This window comes from Yersinia massiliensis CCUG 53443, from assembly GCF_000312485.1.
GTDB classification, from domain to species: Bacteria; Pseudomonadota; Gammaproteobacteria; order Enterobacterales; family Enterobacteriaceae; genus Yersinia; species Yersinia massiliensis.
Genome location: NZ_HE997643.1, coordinates 861960 through 881227 on the forward strand (window position 1 = coordinate 861960; position 19268 = coordinate 881227).

Consider the following 19268-nt stretch of genomic DNA (forward strand, 5'->3'; position numbering starts at 1 on the left):
GCGAGAATGTGTGGTCGTAGGGCGATAGGATTGGCATAATCAGCGCTGATTTCGCCCGGAAGAGACAGAGTGATAGACGATTTTGCAACAGATGGCGTATTAGCGCAGGCCATTACAGGTTTTAATCCCCGAGAATCCCAACGCCTGATGGCTGCGGCTATCAGTGAATCTATTGATGCCAAGCAGCAATTGGTCGTAGAGGCGGGCACCGGCACGGGTAAAACATTTGCCTATTTGGCACCGGCATTACGGGCTGATTGCAAAGTGATCATTTCTACCGGCTCTAAAGCGTTGCAGGACCAACTCTATTCTCGCGATCTGCCGACAGTTGCCAGTGCGTTAAAATACAAAGGGAAGTTGGCTTTACTGAAAGGGCGCTCAAACTACCTTTGTCTAGAACGTCTTGAGCAACAATCATTAGCTGGTGGCGAGTTGGCCAGTGAGACATTGGTCGATTTGGTTCGTTTGCGAGGGTGGTCGGCGGAAACTGTTGATGGCGATATCAGCACTTGTGGACAAGTCGCGGAGGACAGTTTCGTCTGGCCATTGGTCACTAGCACCAATGATAACTGTCTGGGCAGCGACTGCCCGTTGTATAAAGAGTGTTTCGTGGTGAAAGCTCGGCGTAAAGCGATGGACGCTGATGTTGTCGTGGTTAACCATCATTTATTTCTGGCCGATATGGTGGTCAAAGAGAGTGGTTTTGCTGAGCTAATTCCCACCGCAGATGTGATGATTTTCGATGAAGCTCATCAAATCCCTGATATTGCCAGTCAATACTTTGGTCAGCAGCTCTCCAGCAGGCAACTGATGGATCTGGCGAAAGACATTATTATTGCTTATCGCACAGAAGTACGGGATTCCGCACAGTTGCAGAAAAGTGCTGACCGGTTGTCGCAAAGCACCCAAGACTTCCGTTTGGTGTTGGGCGACCCCGGTTATCGTGGCAATTTACGTGATGTCATGGAGCAACCTGCTATTCAACGTGCGTTGTTGCTGCTCGATGATGCGCTAGAACTCTGCTACGACGTCATGAAATTGTCATTGGGGCGCTCAGCCATGCTAGATGCGGCCTTTGAACGTGCCACAGTTTACCGTAACCGCCTTAAACGTTTAAAAGACGTCACAATGCCAGGTTACAGCTATTGGTATGAGTGCAATTCACGCCATTTTGTTTTAGCGCTGACGCCGCTTTCTGTCTCTGACCGTTTTCGCGAATTAATCGAAGAGAAACCGGGAACCTGGATTTTCACCTCCGCGACGTTATCTGTTAATGATCAATTGTCGCATTTCACCACTCGATTAGGCCTGACGAACGCTAAAACTTTGCTGTTACCCAGTCCATTTGACTATGCCAATCAAGCCTTGCTCTGTGTTCCGCGTAATCTCCCTTCCGCTAATGAGCCAGGTGCTGCACGAAAATTGGCGGTCATGCTCAAACCGCTGATTGATGCGAATAAAGGACGTTGTTTCTTCTTATGTACTTCTCATCAGATGATGCGAGGGCTGGCGGAGGAGTTTCGCGCCAGTATGACCTTACCGGTATTGGTTCAAGGTGAAACCAGCAAAGGTCAGTTACTGGCGCAGTTTGTGGCGGCAGGTAATGCTTTATTAGTGGCCACCAGCAGTTTTTGGGAAGGGGTGGATGTGCGCGGGGATGCATTATCTTGCGTTATCATCGATAAACTACCATTCACCTCACCAGATGATCCTTTACTAAAAGCTCGAATTGAGGATTGCCGGTTACGTGGGGGGGACCCGTTTAACGATGTGCAATTGCCTGATGCGGTCATTACGCTAAAACAAGGGGTGGGGCGTCTGATTCGTGACATTGATGATCGTGGGGTATTGGTCATTTGTGATAATCGGCTAGTGATGCGGCCTTATGGCGCAATGTTCCTTAATAGTCTGCCGCCCGCCCCCCGAACGCGTAACTTGGCGAAAGCCATCGCTTTTCTCCAGCAGCGCAAGCCAGATTAAGCGAGCAAGGGCAAAGCGAGGAAGGGTGTGCTATCATGCGCGCCCTGTGTTGAATTCATATTTTTTCCTGCCGAGGTTGGCATGTCCACGCGAATTTTAGCGATCGATACCGCAACAGAAGCTTGTTCAGTTGCACTCTGGAATAACGGCGACGTTCATGCGTTGTTCGAGCTTTGTCCACGGGAACACACCCAACGAATTTTACCGATGGTGCAGCAAATTTTAGCTGAATCGGGCATTGCTTTAGGCCAGCTTGATGCACTCGCTTTTGGTCGTGGCCCTGGTAGTTTTACCGGCGTACGTATTGGTATTGGCATTGGGCAGGGACTGGCACTGGGTGCAGATTTGCCAATGATTGGGGTATCCACCTTACAAACTATGGCGCAAGGGGCATTTCGTCTCGCTGGCGCTTCTCGAGTGTTGGCTGCGATAGATGCTCGAATGGGTGAGGTTTATTGGGGGGAGTTTGAGCGAAATACCGAAGGGCAGTGGCTTGGTGATACGACTGAAGCGGTGATGACGCCAGCACAGGCGCAGGTTCGCGCTGAAGTGTTGAGTGGTCATTGGGCAACGGTCGGCACGGGTTGGCAAACTTACCCAGATTTGATTAGCGGTGAGCATTTGTTGTTGGCTGATGGTCAAATGGTTTTGCCTCACGCCGAAGATATGCTGCCTTTGGCACTGTCATTATGGGCGAGTGGAAAAGCCGTCAGCGTGGAAAATGCTGAACCAGTATATTTGCGTAATGAAGTGACTTGGAAGAAATTGCCTGGCCGTTAAAAGTGTGTTGTTCCACATTTACCGATTGAAAATAATGAGCTGAGCAACTTGTTATCGGAATTAGAGTCTAAAATATCAGAATAGCTAATGATAATAGGGCGTACAGACTATGATGATAAAAACATCGATAACTCAATCGACAAATCATAAAAACCGTAAATGGAGACGAGGTTTTCTGGGCTTGGGGGCTCTATTACTGTCTGGTTGTGTGACGATCCCGCCTGCGATTCAGGGTACGACAGCCACGCCACAGCAAAATCTTAATTTGGTTCGAACCGATCCAACGGTCTTTGTCGGTCAAGAAGCGCGTTTTGGTGGCACGGTCATCAGTGTAGCGAACGAGGTACACCGTACCCGCCTTGAGATTTCAAGTGTGCCGTTAGATTCTGGTGCCAGACCTATTTTGGGTGAACCTTCGCAAGGGCGAGTGATTGCCTATGTGAATGGCTTCCTCGAGCCAGCCGATTTCCGTGGTCATCTCGTCACGGTTGTCGGGCCAATTACCGGTGTTGAAGAAGGTCGCATTGGCAAGACGCCCTATAAGTTCGTCGTGATGAATGCCACAGGGTATAAGCGTTGGCATATTGAACAGCAAGTGATGATGCCACCTACTATGGGGCCATGGGGCTACCGTCATCCAGATATGTGGGGACCAGGCTGGGGATGGTACGGTCCCGGTCCAATGCCAATACAAACTATCGTGACTGAATAGCGCGATTTGTTTAAATGGTGATATGAAGAAGATAAGGCGCTGAATATAGCGCCTTTTTTATGTGTGTCAGAGTACGGGACTTAGTTGAAATAATTATAAAATCAATCTGTTAGGTTTTATTACATGAATGTAAAATATTAACCAGTTGATTTTGTTAGATATTAATGAGTGACTGTCGCCACCTTAGTCTTATCTGGAACTATGGCACAAGAAAATAGTGATGTATCTCCCAACCTTAAAATTGTTTAAAAGCAAACTGGTACGCTGAGTTAAAATATTGTTAAAGTTCTGGTGTAAATTTGGGTCTTTCTTAGCGACCAATAACAATTTCAGGAGTACTACCTTGGAAAAAGTATGGCTAAAGCGTTATCCGGCAGATGTTCCCGCAGAAATAGACCCGGATCGCTATTCTTCTTTGGTGGAAATGTTTGAGAACGCAGCGTTGCGATATGCGGACCAACCTGCATTCATCAATATGGGCGAGGTCATGACTTTCCGTAAATTGGAAGAACGTAGTCGTGCTTTCGCTGCTTATTTGCAGCAAGGTTTGGGTTTGCAAAAGGGTGACCGAGTCGCTTTAATGATGCCTAACCTGCTGCAATATCCTATTGCTCTGTTTGGTATTTTACGTGCAGGCATGGTTGTAGTGAACGTTAACCCGCTCTACACCCCACGCGAGTTGGAACATCAGTTGACGGATAGCGGCGCTGCGGCAATCGTTATCGTCTCTAACTTTGCTCATACGCTAGAAAAAGTGGTTTTTAACACCCAAGTTAAACACGTTATTTTAACGCGTATGGGCGATCAATTGTCCACAGCGAAAGGGACGCTAGTGAATTTCGTGGTGAAATACATTAAGCGGCTCGTACCCAAATACTATTTACCGGATGCCATTTCTTTCCGTACTGCGTTGCAAAAAGGCCGACGTCTACAATACGTTAAACCGGATGTCATCAACACTGATCTGGCATTTTTGCAGTATACCGGCGGTACGACCGGTGTCGCGAAAGGGGCGATGTTAACTCACCGCAATATGCAATCAAATTTGGAACAGGCAAAAGCAGCTTATGCGCCCTTGCTCCAGCCTAGTCATGAATTAGTGGTCACTGCGTTGCCGCTTTACCACATTTTTGCGTTAACAATGAATTGCCTGCTATTTATTGAATTAGGCGGACGTAGCTTACTGATCACCAACCCGCGAGATATTCCCGGATTGGTGAAAGAGCTAAGCCATTATCCCTTCACCGCCATGACGGGAGTGAATACGCTATTCAATGCGTTGTTAAACAACGAAGAATTTCACAAGCTAGATTTTTCCACACTACGGTTATCGGTAGGTGGCGGTATGCCAGTCCAGCAAGCCGTGGCTGAACGGTGGGAAAAGCTCACTGGGAAGCATTTGCTCGAAGGTTATGGCTTGACCGAGTGTTCGCCATTAGTGACGGGTAACCCTTATGATTTGAAACATTACAGCGGCAGTATTGGTTTGCCAGTCCCCTCAACAGATGTTCGATTGGTCGATGATGAAGGCCAAGAAGTGGCATTCGGTGAGCCGGGTGAACTATGGGTGCGTGGCCCACAAGTTATGTTAGGCTATTGGCAACGGCCAGCCGCCACAGATGAAGTCCTAAAAGACGGATGGCTAGCGACAGGTGATATCGCGACACTTGATGAACAGGGTTTCTTACGCATTGTCGATCGTAAGAAAGACATGATTTTGGTTTCAGGTTTTAACGTCTATCCCAATGAGATTGAAGATGTCGTCGCGTTGCATTCAAAAGTGCTGGAGTCTGCGGTCATTGGCGTGCCTAATGAGGTTTCCGGTGAGGCAGTGAAACTGTTTGTCGTGAAAAAAGATGCGTCACTGACACAGGAAGAACTGCTAACCCATTGCCGTCGCTACCTTACTGGGTATAAAGTACCGAAAATAGTAGAATTCCGTGATGAGTTGCCGAAATCGAATGTCGGCAAGATTTTACGAAGGGAATTGCGTGACGAATTGGTTATGAATAAGTCTGGCGATCAAGACGCAGCTTAACGTAACAGCATCACCCAATCATTATCCACAACGCCGGTCATCACCGGCGTTGTTGTGTTTGCCATATATAGCCGCACTTGCAAAAGAGCGGGTATAACGACCATGAGAATGACGTTTTGAATTATCAGTTGATCACGACCAATAGTGCGTTGCAGCAAGTCTGCGAACAAGCCCGGAAACATGCCCATATCGCGCTGGATACAGAGTTTGTCAGAACACGCACTTTCTACCCTCAGTTGGGCCTGATTCAACTGTATGACGGTGAACAACTTTCACTGATTGACCCTTTGCCAATTACCGAATGGCAACCTTTTCGCGAATTGCTGCAAGATTTGAATGTAGTGAAATATTTGCATGCTGGCAGTGAAGATCTTGAGGTGTTTCTCAATGCCTTCGACGGGATGCCAACCCCGATGATCGATACTCAGGTATTAGCTGCTTTTACTGGGCGCTCGCTTTCTTGCGGTTTTGCGATGCTGGTCAACGAATTTGAAGGTGTTGAATTAGATAAAAGTGAATCACGTACTGATTGGATCGCTCGTCCATTAAGTGAAAAACAGTGTGATTACGCCGCCGCTGACGTTTTTTACTTGTTACCACTCGCCGCCAAATTAGTGGAAGCAACAGAAGCAGCAGGGCGTATGGATGCCGCAAAAGATGAATGCCTGCTGTTATGCCGCCGTCGCAGTGAGACTCTGGACCCTGAATTAGCCTACCGTGAAATCACCAATGCTTGGCAGCTACGAGGCCACCAGTTAGCGTGCTTGCAGAAGTTGGCATCTTGGCGCTTGCGTCAGGCCCGTGAACGTGATCTGGCGGTGAATTTCGTGGTGCGAGAGGAAAACCTCTGGCAGGTGGCTCGTTACCAGCCAACCTCGCTGGGTGAGTTGGATTCGCTGGGGTTAAGCGGGCAGGAGATTCGCTATCATGGGCGTACTCTGCTTGCACTGGTTGCCGAGGGCAATGAAGTACCTGATGACCAACTTCCACCACCAGTGGCTAACTTGATCGACCATCCTGGCTATAAGAAGGTGTTTAAGGATATTAAAGCATTAATATCGGCTGTCAGTGACCGCTCAGGGCTGAGCAGTGAATTACTGGCATCACGTCGTCAAATAAACCAATTATTGAGCTGGCATTGGAAGCTCAAATTATCTGATTCTCAGCCTGAGTTATTAAGTGGCTGGCGGGGTGATCTGTTATCTGAAGAATTGATGGAGATCTTACAGCAGTATTAATTGATATTCAGGGTGGGGGACTTATCTCTACTCTGATTAACTCAATTCTTAATTCATCGACATTTGGTGAATAACTAAAATATAGGCCAGGAATTCTCTTCTTTTGTCGAAACGATATATAAAAGCAATAATAAAACTGGACGTATATCCAGTTGTGAAACTTCGCACTAGCAATAAATAAGCAGCAGAAAACAAACACCCCTGTAAATAAATACAGGGGTGAGTTATTGCGAAGACATCATTTAGGTGTTTCTTCCGTTTCCGGTAATGTCACATTAAGTTCGAGCACCGAAATATCATCCCCTTTTTGCTCAAATTGCACATGCAGCATTTCAGGTTCGATTTGGATATATTTACAAATAACCGCCAAAATATCGCGTTTTAAGTCAGGTAGATAGTGGGGAGCACTATCCCCACGACGACGTTCAGCGACGATAATTTGCAGCCGTTCCTTGGCTATATTGGCTGTCGGTTTTTTGCGGGACAGAAAAAAGTCTAACAAAGCCATGGTTTATCCCCCAAAAAGGCGTTTCAGGAAGCCCTTCTTCTCTTCTTCAATGAAGCGGAAGGGGCGTTCTTCTCCTAGCAAACGGTCAACGGTATCGTCATAAGCTTTACCAGCATCTGACTCTTTGTCCAGAATCACAGGCTCGCCTTGGTTCGAGGCACGCAGTACAGACTGGTCTTCTGGGATAACGCCAACCAATGGGATCCTCAGGATATCAAGGACATCTTCCATGCTAAGCATATCGCCGCGATTAACACGCCCTGGATTATAGCGGGTCAACAGCAGGTGTTCTTTAATCGGGTCTTGGCCATTTTCAGCCCGGCGAGACTTAGAAGACAGTATCCCAAGGATGCGGTCTGAGTCACGGACTGAAGAAACTTCTGGGTTCGTCGTGATAACGGCCTCGTCAGCAAAGTACAGTGCCATCAAAGCGCCGCTCTCGATACCTGCTGGAGAGTCACAGACAACGAACTCAAAATTCATTTCGCCAAGATCATTCAAAATCTTCTCAACACCCTCTTTAGTCAGGGCGTCTTTATCACGGGTCTGAGAAGCAGGCAGAATATACAAATTATCTGTACGCTTATCTTTTATCAGTGCCTGATTCAAAGTGGCATCACCTTGAATGACATTAACAAAATCATAAACGACCCGGCGTTCACATCCCATAATCAAATCTAGGTTCCGTAGGCCGATATCAAAATCGATAACCACGGTTTTTTTACCTTTTTGGGCCAAGCCGGTTGCGATAGCCGCGCTTGATGTGGTCTTGCCAACGCCCCCTTTACCCGATGTAACAACAATAATGCGTGCCATGAAATGGATTCCTTGTCAAAAGGGCTTAATTTAAAGGTTGTATAGTTAGTGCATTATCTAGCAGATGTAGACGTGCGGCCTGACCAAAATAGTCGCGCGGGATCTGATCACTCAACCAGTACTGCCCTGCGATAGAGACTAGTTCAGCACCTAGGTGTGTGCAAAAAATCTGGCATTGGGCATCACCGGATGCACCTGCTAGCGCACGGCCTCGCATCATTCCATAAATATGAATATTGCCATCGGCAATTAATTCAGCACCAGCACTGACACTGCTGATAACAATCAAATCGCAATTACGCGCATAAATCTGTTGGCCGGAACGGACTGGTGTATTAATGATTCGTGTCTTGGTCGGCGCGTTTTCCGGTGGGTTGATAACAGGTTCCGGTGCGACTTTTTGGCCTTTCCCCTCACTCAGTAACGGAAGACCTGCACGTGCTATCGCTCTCTTTTGACGCTCATCCTGACAACCACTGATGCCAACAATACGCAGACCTGCTGAGGTGACAGCCTGTTGGAGATCTTTCCAGTTAGCACCGTTAGGTAACGTTGCAACGTTAATCACAACAGGGGCGTTTTTCAGGAATGCGGGTGCTTGATCCACTTTTTCCTGCAATGCCTGACGGATTACCTCCGGTCGCGAATCATGTAAATGAATGACCGAAAGGGTAAAACTACTGCCTTTTAACTCAATTGGCGTTTGTGACATCTATCCTGACTCAGTTTCAGCTACGTTTAATCCCCAGAATATCATTCGGGGGTACAATATTCTGATGTTCCTAAGCATGTTATAGGTAATATAAAGATAAATCTATCCGTATCAATATATTGAAATCTATAGACTACAATGACACCAATCTGATAAGAAATTACAGCATAACTTCTACTTAATCGCTAGCCCTGAACGGCCTATATTTGGTTGATATCACTGTCGTGTTTGGATTGTTTATTTTTTCAACAATTAATTTTTCTCAATACTAAACTGGCGGTATTCGTAAAATTCATCATTTTATCAAACGTCATGATTTATTATCGTGACCGATTGTCTTTTATAAGTACGATCGCCACACCTGATTATTATCGGTTCTATGAAAACTTTGGCAGTATTATTTCGGAGAAATCTCACCGAGTCGTCGACAAATCCCAAGGTGATGAGAGTGTAGTCTGGTTGAGCGTGTTATAATTTTTGGCATCCGTACAATCCTATTATCAAAAACATCCAATAGAGTGCAGAACATGCTTTGTGCTATCTACAGAAGTCCGAAACGGGATCAAACCTACCTTTATATCGAAAAGAAAGATGATTTCTCAAGGGTGCCCGCAGAGCTACTTGCTAGTTTTGGCAAACCCCAATTTGCGATGCAACTTGCGCTAAACAACCGTGAAAAACTCGCGACAGCCGATATTGATAAAGTTAAAAGCGCATTGATTGAACAGGGATTCTATCTGCAAGTCCCACCGCCACCCGAGAGCTTGCTGAAAATGCATTTGGGTGAAAACAACGTGCAATCCTAGTTTAGGTTTCTAGCATTCTCATCTATCCGTTATTTGTTGCAGGTTGCGGGGTTTGGCTAAAATACTTGTCGGCATCACAGGTTAAATTACGGATAGACTTGATTATTGAGTTGGCGTGATAGTATCTGTATGCCATAGTCGTTCGATTGTGGTGTCGCGTCTATCAGGATGTAAATTCAGGAGAGGCAGTATGTATCAACATAGAGACTGGCAAGGGGCTTTGCTGGATTTTCCAGTGAGTAAAGTGGTTTGTGTTGGCAGTAACTACGCAGAGCATATTAAAGAAATGGGGAGCACAGCCTCAGTCGAGCCGGTTTTGTTTATTAAACCTGAAACGGCCTTATGTGATATTCGTCAACCTGTGTCCATTCCCAAAGACTTCGGCGCTGTCCATCACGAAGTTGAGTTGGCCGTTTTGATCGGAACACCGCTAAAGCAAGCCAGCGAAGATAGAGTCGCACGTGCGATTGCGGGTTACGGTGTTGCGTTAGATCTTACGCTACGCGAACTGCAGGCGGGCTTGAAGAAGGCGGGGCAGCCGTGGGAGAAATCCAAGGCATTCGATGGTTCATGCCCGATCTCCGGTTTTATCCCTGTGGCTGAATTTGGTGATGCACAACAGGCGGATTTATCCCTAACTATCAACGATGAAATTCGTCAGCAGGGTAATACTCGCGATATGATTACCCCAATCATTCCGCTGATCAGTTACATCAGTCGCTTCTTTACATTAAGAGCAGGCGATATTGTCCTGACGGGAACGCCGCAGGGTGTAGGCCCAATGAAATCGGGTGATATGCTTAAAATAATGCTGAATGGTAAGACATTGAACACCCGCATCATCTAATAACACCACTGCCGCTTATGCCTTTGGGCTAGGCGGCAAGACTTGCATCTGACCGCTAAAGCGTCTATAACGACCCGCTCATTTATTCACACCGGATACCGATATGTCACAACGTCCATTTTGGCAACAAAAAACACTCGCTGAGATGTCAGATAGTGAATGGGAATCGCTGTGCGACGGTTGCGGCCAATGCTGTTTGAACAAACTGATCGATGAAGACACCGATGAAATCTACTTCACTAATGTCGCCTGCGATCAGCTCAATATCAAAACTTGCCAGTGTCGACACTATGATCGTCGTTTCGAATTGGAAGAAGACTGCATCAAGTTAACCCGCGAAAATCTCGTCACCTTTGAATGGTTACCCCCTACATGCGCATATCGTCTTATTGGCGAAGGGCATGACTTACCTCATTGGCATCCGTTATTAACCGGTTCAAAATCGGCTATGCACGGTGAACGGATCTCTGTGCGTCATATTGCTGTTCGTGAGAGTGAAGTGGTTGACTGGCAGGACCACATCCTGAATAAACCTCAGTGGGCTAGATAACCCGTACCTCTTCATTGGGTTGCTATGGCATACTAACGCCAAAATTTAACCAAGAAACTTAATATAATGAAATATTCAACGTTAGCCGCTGTTATCATCGGCATCTCCGCTACTTTAGGTAGCGTTTCGCATCAGGCCCTGGCGGGTGGAACTTCATTAATCAATCTTGATTGTCAGTTGAAAGACGGCAACCAAATTACTGCGGTATTGGATGGCCCAAATCAGCAGTTGACCATTGATCAGTCCGTATTTCAGTTTGTTAAAGTGAATCCGGAAGGCCAAGGGGAATCACTTATCTTCCAGAAAGCGAACAGCCAAGAGCAAGTTATTGCTTCCCTTAATATCTCTGGGCTACCCATTCGTCTGGCTATTGTTGATGGCGAGCAGGCTAATCAATACACTTGTACCCATACGAAAGCGTAATTTACTTACTGTTAGATAAATATCAGGCTACCTCAGGGTGGCCTTTTTGTTTTTGTGGGTGAGTTCGAATGTTGAATACAAGGTGTCACGCAAGATAAGCACGCGATAAAATAGAAATAAAAAAGGCGCCAAAAAGGCGCCTACAATCGATAAAAATATGTACAGCTATTATCGGCCAAACAGATCGCGTCTTTTCGGCTTCACAAATTGGCTGATCAGTACGAGTACGCCAACCAATAAATAGGCGGCAAAGATCCCGACCAACCATTGGGGCATTTCTAAGGACAGAAATTCCCATTGTTTTACTGAACAGTCACCACTGGCGACAAAGACAGCAGGCACCCATTTATCCAATGGTAACCAAGATGGGAAACTCACAAAGAAGTCACAGGTCGTGAATGGCGAAGGATGCAGTTGTAGCATTGTATGCACCCAAGCGAGCTGAACCCCACGCCATGCGCTGTAGATCCAAACCAAAATAGCTAAATAGCGTAGGGGAGATTTAGGGGCGATAGCACCTAACAACGAAGCACCCAGAATACCGAATAATGCGGCACGTTCGTAAATACACATTACGCAAGGCTGTAGCAACATCACGTGTTGAAAATAGAGCGCAACTAATTCTAATGCAAGTGCAGTCAGGGCCATTAACAGCCAAGCACCGCGCCCTTTAGAGCAGCGGTTAAGGAATTGCAACATATCTTTATTTTCCATGCAGTAAGCAATTGTACCGGCAGTGTAAACCAATTCCTCTTTGCTGCCAGCTACCTAAGAATAAAATTAGCCAAAAATCAGCTATTTCTCGCGCGTGGCAACCTATCACGGGCATGAATTGGACTTTGGGTAACATATTGGATTGTTTTGCCAGCGCATCCCTCCTTATAGCGAGGAGGGTATAGAGCTGGCAGATAGTATAATGCACGTAATTAGTTTGTGATGCTAACCCTAGACAAGATCTGAGGCAAACTTATCCAACCATTTTGTGTCATCCATTCGGTGACGGGCACTAATAGGTATTCCACACCCAATAGACCCACCCCAGTCATCACCAGAGTATAAGGCAGAGCCATGTAAACCATTCGGCCATACGAAAGGCGGATGAGTGGCGCGAGTGCGGAAGTCAACAAGAACAAAAAAGCGGCTTGACCATTTGGTGTGGCAACTGATGGCAGGTTAGTCCCCGTATTGATTGCCACTGCCAATAATTCAAACTGCTGAAGAGAAATAACGCCATGTTCAAATGCCGTTCGAGCCTCATTAATATAAACAGTACCGACAAAGACATTGTCTGAGACAGAGGACAGCAAGCCGTTAAACAGATAAAACAGTGATAACTGAGCTGATGGTGAGGCCCGCAAGACAAATTGAATGATGGGGGTGAATAGGCTTTGCTCAACGATGACTGCGACTACGGCAAAAAATACCGTCAGTAAAGCGGTAAATGGTAACGCTTCCTGAAATGCCTTTCCCAGTGCATGCTCATTTGTGACGCCGCATAGCGAGGTCGCAAGGATAATCACTGAGAGCCCGACTAAGCCGACTTCCGCAATATGAAATGCCAATGCCAGTACCAGCCAAACACCAATTAATGCTTGGGTCAGAAGTTTTACTTTCTCCTGTCGGCTACGTTTGGCACTGTTCTGTTTATCATAATCGGTGAGTACTTGACGAACACGTTCAGGAAGTTCGACCCCGTAACCAAATAGTTTGAACCGTTCTACCAATACACACACCAGCAAACCGCAAACCAGCACCGGTAACGTGACAGGTGACATTCGTAGGAAGAACTCAGCAAAATGCCAACCGGCACTTTTGGCAATGATAAGGTTCTGAGGTTCGCCGACCATGGTCATCACACCGCCTAGTGCCGTCCCCACGCCGGCATGCATCATCAGGCTACGCAGAAATGCGCGGAATTGTTCCAGCGTTTTACGGTTCTCTTGATTGTCTATCCAACTATCATCAGTAATATCTTGATCTGCATGATTCGAGGCAACATGGTGATAAATAGTATAAAACCCCACAGACACGCTAATAACAACGGCGATAACGGTTAAGGCATCTAAGAAAGCTGAGAGAAAAGCGGAGGCGACACAGAAAGCCAATGAGAGAACGATTTTTGAGCGGATATTGAGTAAAAGTTTAGTGAAGACAAACAGTAATAGTTGCTTCATAAAATAGATGCCCGCCACCATAAAGACCAAGAGCAGCAGCACCTCTAAATTATTGGCAATTTCGTCAGCCACTTGATGAGGGCTGGCCATACCAATCGCGATGGCCTGAATGGCTAATAAACCACCCGGTTGTAATGGGTAACATTTAAGCGCCATTGCCAGTGTGAAGATAAATTCTACTACCAGCATCCACCCCGCAATAAAGGGGTTAACAAAGAAAAATACCAGCGGATTAACAATGAGAAATCCGACGATAGCCAATTTGTACCAATCTGGAGAGCCGCCAAGAAAATTCTTGAGTGCAGCTTGTCTTATTGTCATATCCATTGTGAGTTAGGGTCTCCATAAATAATTTTTTATGATGCTATTCATATGCAAAGTTACTTTTTACTTTACGTTCTTCGTCTAAAAGCGATATGTATTGCCTGCCTATCTTTACATCTACACAATTTTTGCAACTTTATGGCAGCTTTTGCCATTTGTTCGATTCAGGCGCTATATCGTATTAAAGTCGTCTGGTATGATGAGCGCATTAAATCGCAAATATTTATTGCTACGGAACGTCAACAATATGGTTATAAAGGCGCAAAGTCCTGCCGGTTTCGCGGAAGAGTATATTATCGAAAGTATTTGGAATAATCGCTTCCCTCCAGGCACCATTTTGCCCGCGGAGCGTGAACTTTCTGAGCTCATTGGTGTGACTCGCACAACATTGCGTGAAGTGTTGCAACGCCTAGCCCGCGATGGCTGGCTCACTATTCAGCACGGTAAACCGACGAAAGTAAACAATTTTTGGGAAACTTCTGGCCTCAATATATTGGAAACGCTCGCACGGCTTGACCATGACAGTGTTCCCCAATTGATAGATAACTTACTGGCTGTTCGAACCAATATCGCGACGATTTTTGTTCGGACGGCAATTCGTAATCATCCAGAAAAATCGCAGGAAATTCTCGCGCAAGCACTGACCGTTGATGACAGTTCAGAGGCGTTCACTGCGTTGGATTACGGTATATTTCGTGGGTTAGCTTTCGCTTCAGGCAATCCGATTTATGGTTTGATACTGAATGGGTTGAAAGGGCTTTATACCCGAGTTGGGCGTTACTACTTCTCTAATCCAGAAGCGCGGAAATTGGCGCTGACGTTCTATCACAAGTTATCGACACTCTGTGATGAAAAAGCCTATGACCAAGTGCTGGATTGTCTGCGTACTTATGGTAAAGAGAGTGGGGCGATTTGGCACAGTATGCAGGGGACTATGCCCAGCGATTTGGCTGATGCCCGCCGTTAGATGAGACGTGCAGCACAATGATATAAAAAGATAAAGGGACAATCATTGTCCCTTTATTATTGGTGCGATATTTATACTTCGCTGTGCTTGATTCGACGAGCTTGCTCGTACCGAGAACCCCAGTATTTACTATCGAGATTCGAGATAGTTACCCCCAGGCTACTGGATGCATGAACAAACTTTCCTTCCCCAATATACACACCGACATGGCTTGTCCGCCTTGAAGTTTTGAAAAAGACCAAATCGCCCGTTTGCAGAGAGTCTTTCTTGATTTTCGCACCTTGTTTCGCCTGCTCTCGGGCATTTCTTGGCAAGCTATGAGCGAATTCGTCTTCAAAAATGCGCTGCATATAAGCAGAGCAATCGATACCTTTACGTGAATTACCGCCGAGCTTATAGCTGACACCTTCCCATTTATCATAATGAGTCAGGATTTTTTTAAGTTTTTCAGTGTCATTATGCGCAGAAAAATCTTGGCTGGGCGTTGGCGTCATCGTGGATGACTGAAAGAATTTTCGTTGAGTATCCGTCGAGGCTGAAGCTGAAAATGTAATTAATGCGGTTAACACCACCATTGAATGAATAAAAATCTTAAGCATATCTACGTCTAAAACAGCAAGTGAATGGCTATCCTTGGTTTATGTGTTCCTAAGTATCCTTCTGGGAGGCAGCATTTTACACATAATCGCTCAAAAATAAACCAATAACTGGCTTTTAATTGAACGCTTAAGAAGTGTGATCACTGTAATACGCTGATCTGTATATGATCCATTCAGAAATAACTGTATGAAATCTGTAAGCGATGTGAAATTGAATTGAAAAGTGCAGGTTATCTGATTGGGGCTTCTGATTTTCACTGATATAAATCCATCAACGTTTAAAGGCTATTTTTGGATTTATATGAAAAAGTATTTATTACTACTGTGTCTTCTACCGTTGATGCCTTTTGGTGCGCAGGCTGGCGTATCACTTGATATCAATATACCTGGGGTTAGTTTGCATTTAGGGGACCAAGATAACCGAGGCTATTTCTGGGATGGCTATGATTGGCGGCCACCGCAGTGGTGGCATGAGCATCGAGGTGGGCACATTGGTGATCGCAATGAACGCGGTTATTACTGGGATGGTGGACGTTGGCAGCCGCCTTCAGCTCAGGAGGGGCATAATCCATTCCGCGGACAGCAGCGCGGGGAGTCCGGTCGAAATGAGCGCGGCGGTCAGGATACTCCATCTCCACGCAACAATCATCATGGCGGCGATAATGAGCGCGCCCAACCGAATAATGTGGGTGGACAGGGACTGCATGGTGGTTCGAATAATCCAGGCGGCGCAAATCACAGCCAAGGTGGGGCAAGTAACAGCGGTCAAAGGAATCAAAATGGCCCTAACAATGGCGGCGGCGAGCAACAGGTTTATCCGCCGCAAAGCAAGGAACAACGTTGATAGTGAATCAATGTTGATAGCAAGAAACCAATAAAAAAGCGCTAATGTTGCGACTAAAATAAGCTGGCAACATTAGCGTTTTCACATCATAAAACGCCCTAATCTTGATGCAAAACTTCCCCTCATCACGTTAACCCCCTACTATCTATGACTAATCATGAAAATCAGACATTTTCAGGTCAATCCTGAGGTCATCCCGAGGATATAATGAAGACCAGTCAGCTATTTTCCGCACTCCAACAACGGCAACGTCAGCGCGATCACCGCTACCTTTTCGGTTTAGTGGCCCTGCTGTTATTAGCGTTAATCATCAGCTTGTGCGCTGGTGATGTTTGGATTATGCCGACTCAATGGCTCAGTGATAGCGGGAAATTATTTGTCTGGCAGTTGCGTTTGCCTCGAGCATTAGCAGTGATGATGGTTGGTGCGAGTCTCGCGGTTTCTGGTGCAGTGATGCAGGCATTATTTGAAAACCCATTAGCGGAGCCTGGTTTACTCGGGGTTGCTAATGGCGCAGGTGTTGCGCTGGTCATGGCTGTTTTGCTCGGACACGGGTTGCTACCTATTTGGTTTTTAAGTGCTTGTGCGATTGCGGGTGCCTTATTGATGACGGTGCTGCTGCTTGGTTTTGCTCGTCGCCGCTTATTAACCAATGCCCGCTTATTACTGGTCGGCGTGGCTTTGGGGATCGTTTGCAGTGCCATCATGACATGGGCTGTCTATTTCAGTACCAGTTTGGATTTACGTCAACTGATGTATTGGATGATGGGGGGCTTCAGTGGCATTGATTGGCGGCAGCAGGGCTTGGTGCTTGCGTTACTCCCTATCGTGGTCTGGCTTTGTTGCCAAGGGCGAGTGCTCAATTATATGTCCTTAGGTGAGCAGCAAGCTAATCAACTGGGTATTCCGTTGCATTTATGGCGTAATTTGTTGGTGTTGGCCATTGGATTGCTGGTGGGAATCAGTGTCGCCTTAGCGGGCGTGATCAGTTTTATTGGATTGGTGATCCCCCATATCCTACGATTGAGCGGTTTAACTGATCAACGTCGGCTATTATTGGGTTGTGCGTTGGCGGGGGGAGGAATACTGCTGTTTGCTGATGTTATCGCGCGCATTGCCTTATTCTCGGCGGAATTACCCATTGGCGTAGTGACCGCCACGCTCGGTTCGCCGTTGTTTATCTGGTTGCTGACACGGGTGAAAAGTGTAAAGTGAGCTGCTGTCACTGCGTCACTTTAGGGTGAATTCACCGGTGTATCATTGCTGAATAAGAGGTTATCTTGATGAGTCATTCAATCTATTCCATCCCAGTCAAAACCATTGATCATCAATCTGTTCAACTAGAGAAATATAAAGGTTCGGTTCTATTAGTGGTGAATGTGGCTTCTCAGTGTGGCCTGACTAAGCAATATGAAGGGTTGGAAAATCTGTATAAAACCTATCATCAACAAGGTTTTGAAGTATTAGGTTTCCCAAGCAATGAGTTTGCAGGTCAAGAACCTGGGAGCGATGAAGAGATAAACGCTTTTTGTCGCGGCACATTTGGTGTTGAATTCCCAATGTTCAGCAAAATTGAAGTGAATGGCCCGCAACGGCATCCGTTGTATCAGCAATTAATCGCCGCCAAATCTGTTGCTATCAAACCCGAGGGCAGTGAGTTTTATCAGCGTTTAGCGAGCAAGGGGCGCGAGCCAAAACAGCCGGGTGATATTTTGTGGAATTTTGAAAAGTTTCTGATTAGCCGTGATGGTGTGGTACTCGAGCGCTTCGCCCCTGATATGACACCAGAAGATCCCATTATTCTTGATGCGATTAAACGCGCACTGGGTCTCCACTAATTTACGGATGAAAATGTTATTTTGATGTTATTGCAACTCAGCCAACTCAATGTAGAACACCGCCTTGCTCCTTTTTCTACTCAGGTAACAGCTGGGTTGCAAATTCATCTGATCGGCCCAAATGGGGCAGGGAAAAGCACATTACTGGCAGCGCTAGCGGGTTTGTTACCCGCGCACGGCGATCTTCTTATCGCAGGCAAACCGCTATCTTGCTATTCCGGACATGAATTAGCTCGGTTAAGGGCCTACTTGAGTCAACAGCAATCAGCACTGACGATGATGCCGGTTTTTCAATACCTTTCGCTGTATCAACCTGCTGGTGCCGAGCCAGAGTCTGTCGCAACAACCATTGGCTATCTTTGTAACCAACTACGATTAACTGACAAATTACCTCGTATGGTGTCGCAACTTTCTGGTGGTGAGTGGCAGCGAGTTCGTTTAGCGGCTATATTTTTGCAAGTCTGGCCAGATATCAATCCAGACAGTCAGTTATTGCTGCTCGATGAACCCTATACTGGGTTAGATGTAGCGCAGAAAGTCGCATTGGATAAATTGCTAAGTGAATTTTGTTCAACAGGTCGCAGCGTAATCATTAGCGCACATGATTTGAACCACACTTTACAACAGGCCGATCAGGTATGGCTAATGGCTCAAGGGAAGGTGCTTGCACATGGGGACACACAGCATGTTATGCAAGCAGAGACATTATCAAGCGTATTTGAGGTGGACTTTCAAATACACAGCTTTAATCAACAGAATTGGATTATGACAAATAAGGTTTGATCGTTACTTTTGTTAATTTATCAATAGTAGGCATTAAAAATTATATATTGATAATTTCGCGTATGAATCTAATAGTTTCCTTTTCAACACTTCCGCCACGCTACAATCAATTAAATCCCTTGTTAGATAATATAATTACTTTAGTTATCACTATGATTTTACATATTAATTTGTCTTTTTTGGAATTAAGTCTATGGCAAAAAATATATCGACTAAATAAACCGTTCTTAAGGTTTATCTAAGGTTGATGCACTAAACTTTCCCCAAGTCAGCCGCGAATCTATCTGAGCAACGTTTAGTTTTCGTTAACTTATTCGGGCCTATAGTTG

The 19268-nt window shown here is 45.9% G+C and carries 20 protein-coding genes; 14 read left to right on the forward strand and 6 right to left on the reverse strand.

Annotated features, from left to right (window positions below; all coding sequences use genetic code 11):
- Positions 1 to 69 precede the first annotated feature (69 nt).
- The 5 genes from BN68_RS03880 to rnd all read left to right on the forward strand — a co-directional run bounded on the left by BN68_RS03880 (position 70) and on the right by rnd (position 6748).
- Entirely contained in the window at positions 70 to 1980 is a 1911-nt protein-coding gene (locus BN68_RS03880; RefSeq protein ID WP_019209841.1) for an ATP-dependent DNA helicase, read from the forward strand.
- Positions 1981 to 2061: 81 nt separating this feature from the next.
- Positions 2062 to 2760 (forward strand): tRNA (adenosine(37)-N6)-threonylcarbamoyltransferase complex dimerization subunit type 1 TsaB, encoded by a 699-nt coding sequence (gene tsaB, locus BN68_RS03885; RefSeq protein ID WP_042806508.1) that lies wholly within the window; start codon positions 2062 to 2064, stop codon positions 2758 to 2760.
- 109 nt (positions 2761 to 2869) lie between these two features.
- Positions 2870 to 3472, forward strand: a complete 603-nt coding sequence (locus BN68_RS03890) for a Slp family lipoprotein (protein ID WP_019209843.1) — start codon at positions 2870 to 2872, stop codon at positions 3470 to 3472.
- 343 nt (positions 3473 to 3815) lie between these two features.
- Positions 3816 to 5510, forward strand: a complete 1695-nt coding sequence (gene fadD, locus BN68_RS03895) for a long-chain-fatty-acid--CoA ligase FadD (protein ID WP_019209844.1) — start codon at positions 3816 to 3818, stop codon at positions 5508 to 5510.
- 116 nt (positions 5511 to 5626) lie between these two features.
- Complete coding sequence (gene rnd / locus BN68_RS03900) at positions 5627 to 6748, forward strand: ribonuclease D (RefSeq protein ID WP_019209845.1); 1122 nt, start codon at positions 5627 to 5629, stop codon at positions 6746 to 6748.
- A 238-nt stretch (positions 6749 to 6986) separates the two neighbouring features.
- Here the strand turns inward: rnd and minE are convergent, their stop codons facing one another.
- Genes minE through minC form a run of 3 tightly spaced genes read right to left on the reverse strand, consistent with a single transcriptional unit; the run spans position 6987 to position 8784 of the window.
- Positions 6987 to 7256, reverse strand: coding sequence for a cell division topological specificity factor MinE (gene minE / locus BN68_RS03905; RefSeq protein WP_004874203.1), 270 nt, complete (start codon positions 7254 to 7256; stop codon positions 6987 to 6989).
- 3 nt (positions 7257 to 7259) lie between these two features.
- The gene (gene minD / locus BN68_RS03910) at positions 7260 to 8072 is read right to left on the reverse strand and encodes a septum site-determining protein MinD (protein ID WP_004874204.1); all 813 of its coding nucleotides are present in this window, start codon (positions 8070 to 8072) and stop codon (positions 7260 to 7262) included.
- A 25-nt stretch (positions 8073 to 8097) separates the two neighbouring features.
- A complete protein-coding gene (gene minC / locus BN68_RS03915) occupies positions 8098 to 8784 on the reverse strand; it encodes a septum site-determining protein MinC (protein WP_019209846.1) in 687 nt (228 codons plus the stop codon).
- Between the two features lie 527 nt (positions 8785 to 9311).
- Here minC and BN68_RS03920 point away from each other — a divergent pair.
- The 4 genes from BN68_RS03920 to BN68_RS03935 all read left to right on the forward strand — a co-directional run bounded on the left by BN68_RS03920 (position 9312) and on the right by BN68_RS03935 (position 11410).
- A complete protein-coding gene (locus tag BN68_RS03920; RefSeq protein WP_019209847.1) occupies positions 9312 to 9590 on the forward strand; it encodes a YcgL domain-containing protein in 279 nt (92 codons plus the stop codon).
- A gap of 190 nt (positions 9591 to 9780) precedes the next feature.
- Positions 9781 to 10437, forward strand: coding sequence for a fumarylacetoacetate hydrolase family protein (locus BN68_RS03925; protein WP_019209848.1), 657 nt, complete (start codon positions 9781 to 9783; stop codon positions 10435 to 10437).
- Positions 10438 to 10540: 103 nt separating this feature from the next.
- A complete protein-coding gene (locus tag BN68_RS03930) occupies positions 10541 to 10987 on the forward strand; it encodes a YcgN family cysteine cluster protein (protein ID WP_019209849.1) in 447 nt (148 codons plus the stop codon).
- Positions 10988 to 11053: 66 nt separating this feature from the next.
- A complete protein-coding gene (locus BN68_RS03935) occupies positions 11054 to 11410 on the forward strand; it encodes a hypothetical protein (RefSeq protein ID WP_019209850.1) in 357 nt (118 codons plus the stop codon).
- 168 nt (positions 11411 to 11578) lie between these two features.
- Here the strand turns inward: BN68_RS03935 and dsbB are convergent, their stop codons facing one another.
- Complete coding sequence (dsbB, locus tag BN68_RS03940) at positions 11579 to 12109, reverse strand: disulfide bond formation protein DsbB (protein ID WP_042806509.1); 531 nt, start codon at positions 12107 to 12109, stop codon at positions 11579 to 11581.
- 227 nt (positions 12110 to 12336) lie between these two features.
- A complete protein-coding gene (nhaB, locus tag BN68_RS03945; protein WP_019209852.1) occupies positions 12337 to 13911 on the reverse strand; it encodes a sodium/proton antiporter NhaB in 1575 nt (524 codons plus the stop codon).
- A 244-nt stretch (positions 13912 to 14155) separates the two neighbouring features.
- Between nhaB and fadR the strand changes: the two genes are divergently transcribed.
- Positions 14156 to 14875, forward strand: a complete 720-nt coding sequence (gene fadR / locus BN68_RS03950; RefSeq protein ID WP_042806510.1) for a fatty acid metabolism transcriptional regulator FadR — start codon at positions 14156 to 14158, stop codon at positions 14873 to 14875.
- Positions 14876 to 14946: 71 nt separating this feature from the next.
- On the opposite strand, the gene BN68_RS03955 is transcribed toward fadR, so the two are convergent.
- Positions 14947 to 15474, reverse strand: a complete 528-nt coding sequence (locus BN68_RS03955; protein ID WP_019209854.1) for an NlpC/P60 family protein — start codon at positions 15472 to 15474, stop codon at positions 14947 to 14949.
- Between the two features lie 301 nt (positions 15475 to 15775).
- Between BN68_RS03955 and BN68_RS03960 the strand changes: the two genes are divergently transcribed.
- The 4 genes from BN68_RS03960 (at position 15776) to btuD (ending at position 18939) form a co-directional block, all read left to right on the forward strand.
- A complete protein-coding gene (locus BN68_RS03960; RefSeq protein ID WP_042806511.1) occupies positions 15776 to 16318 on the forward strand; it encodes a DUF2502 domain-containing protein in 543 nt (180 codons plus the stop codon).
- Between the two features lie 207 nt (positions 16319 to 16525).
- Positions 16526 to 17533, forward strand: coding sequence for a vitamin B12 ABC transporter permease BtuC (gene btuC, locus BN68_RS03965; protein WP_019209856.1), 1008 nt, complete (start codon positions 16526 to 16528; stop codon positions 17531 to 17533).
- A 68-nt stretch (positions 17534 to 17601) separates the two neighbouring features.
- Positions 17602 to 18156 carry a glutathione peroxidase gene (locus BN68_RS03970; protein ID WP_019209857.1) on the forward strand — a complete coding sequence of 185 codons (555 nt, stop codon included), beginning with the start codon at positions 17602 to 17604 and terminating at the stop codon, positions 18154 to 18156.
- Positions 18157 to 18180: 24 nt separating this feature from the next.
- Positions 18181 to 18939 (forward strand): vitamin B12 ABC transporter ATP-binding protein BtuD, encoded by a 759-nt coding sequence (gene btuD, locus BN68_RS03975; protein ID WP_019209858.1) that lies wholly within the window; start codon positions 18181 to 18183, stop codon positions 18937 to 18939.
- Positions 18940 to 19268: the final 329 nt, after the last annotated feature.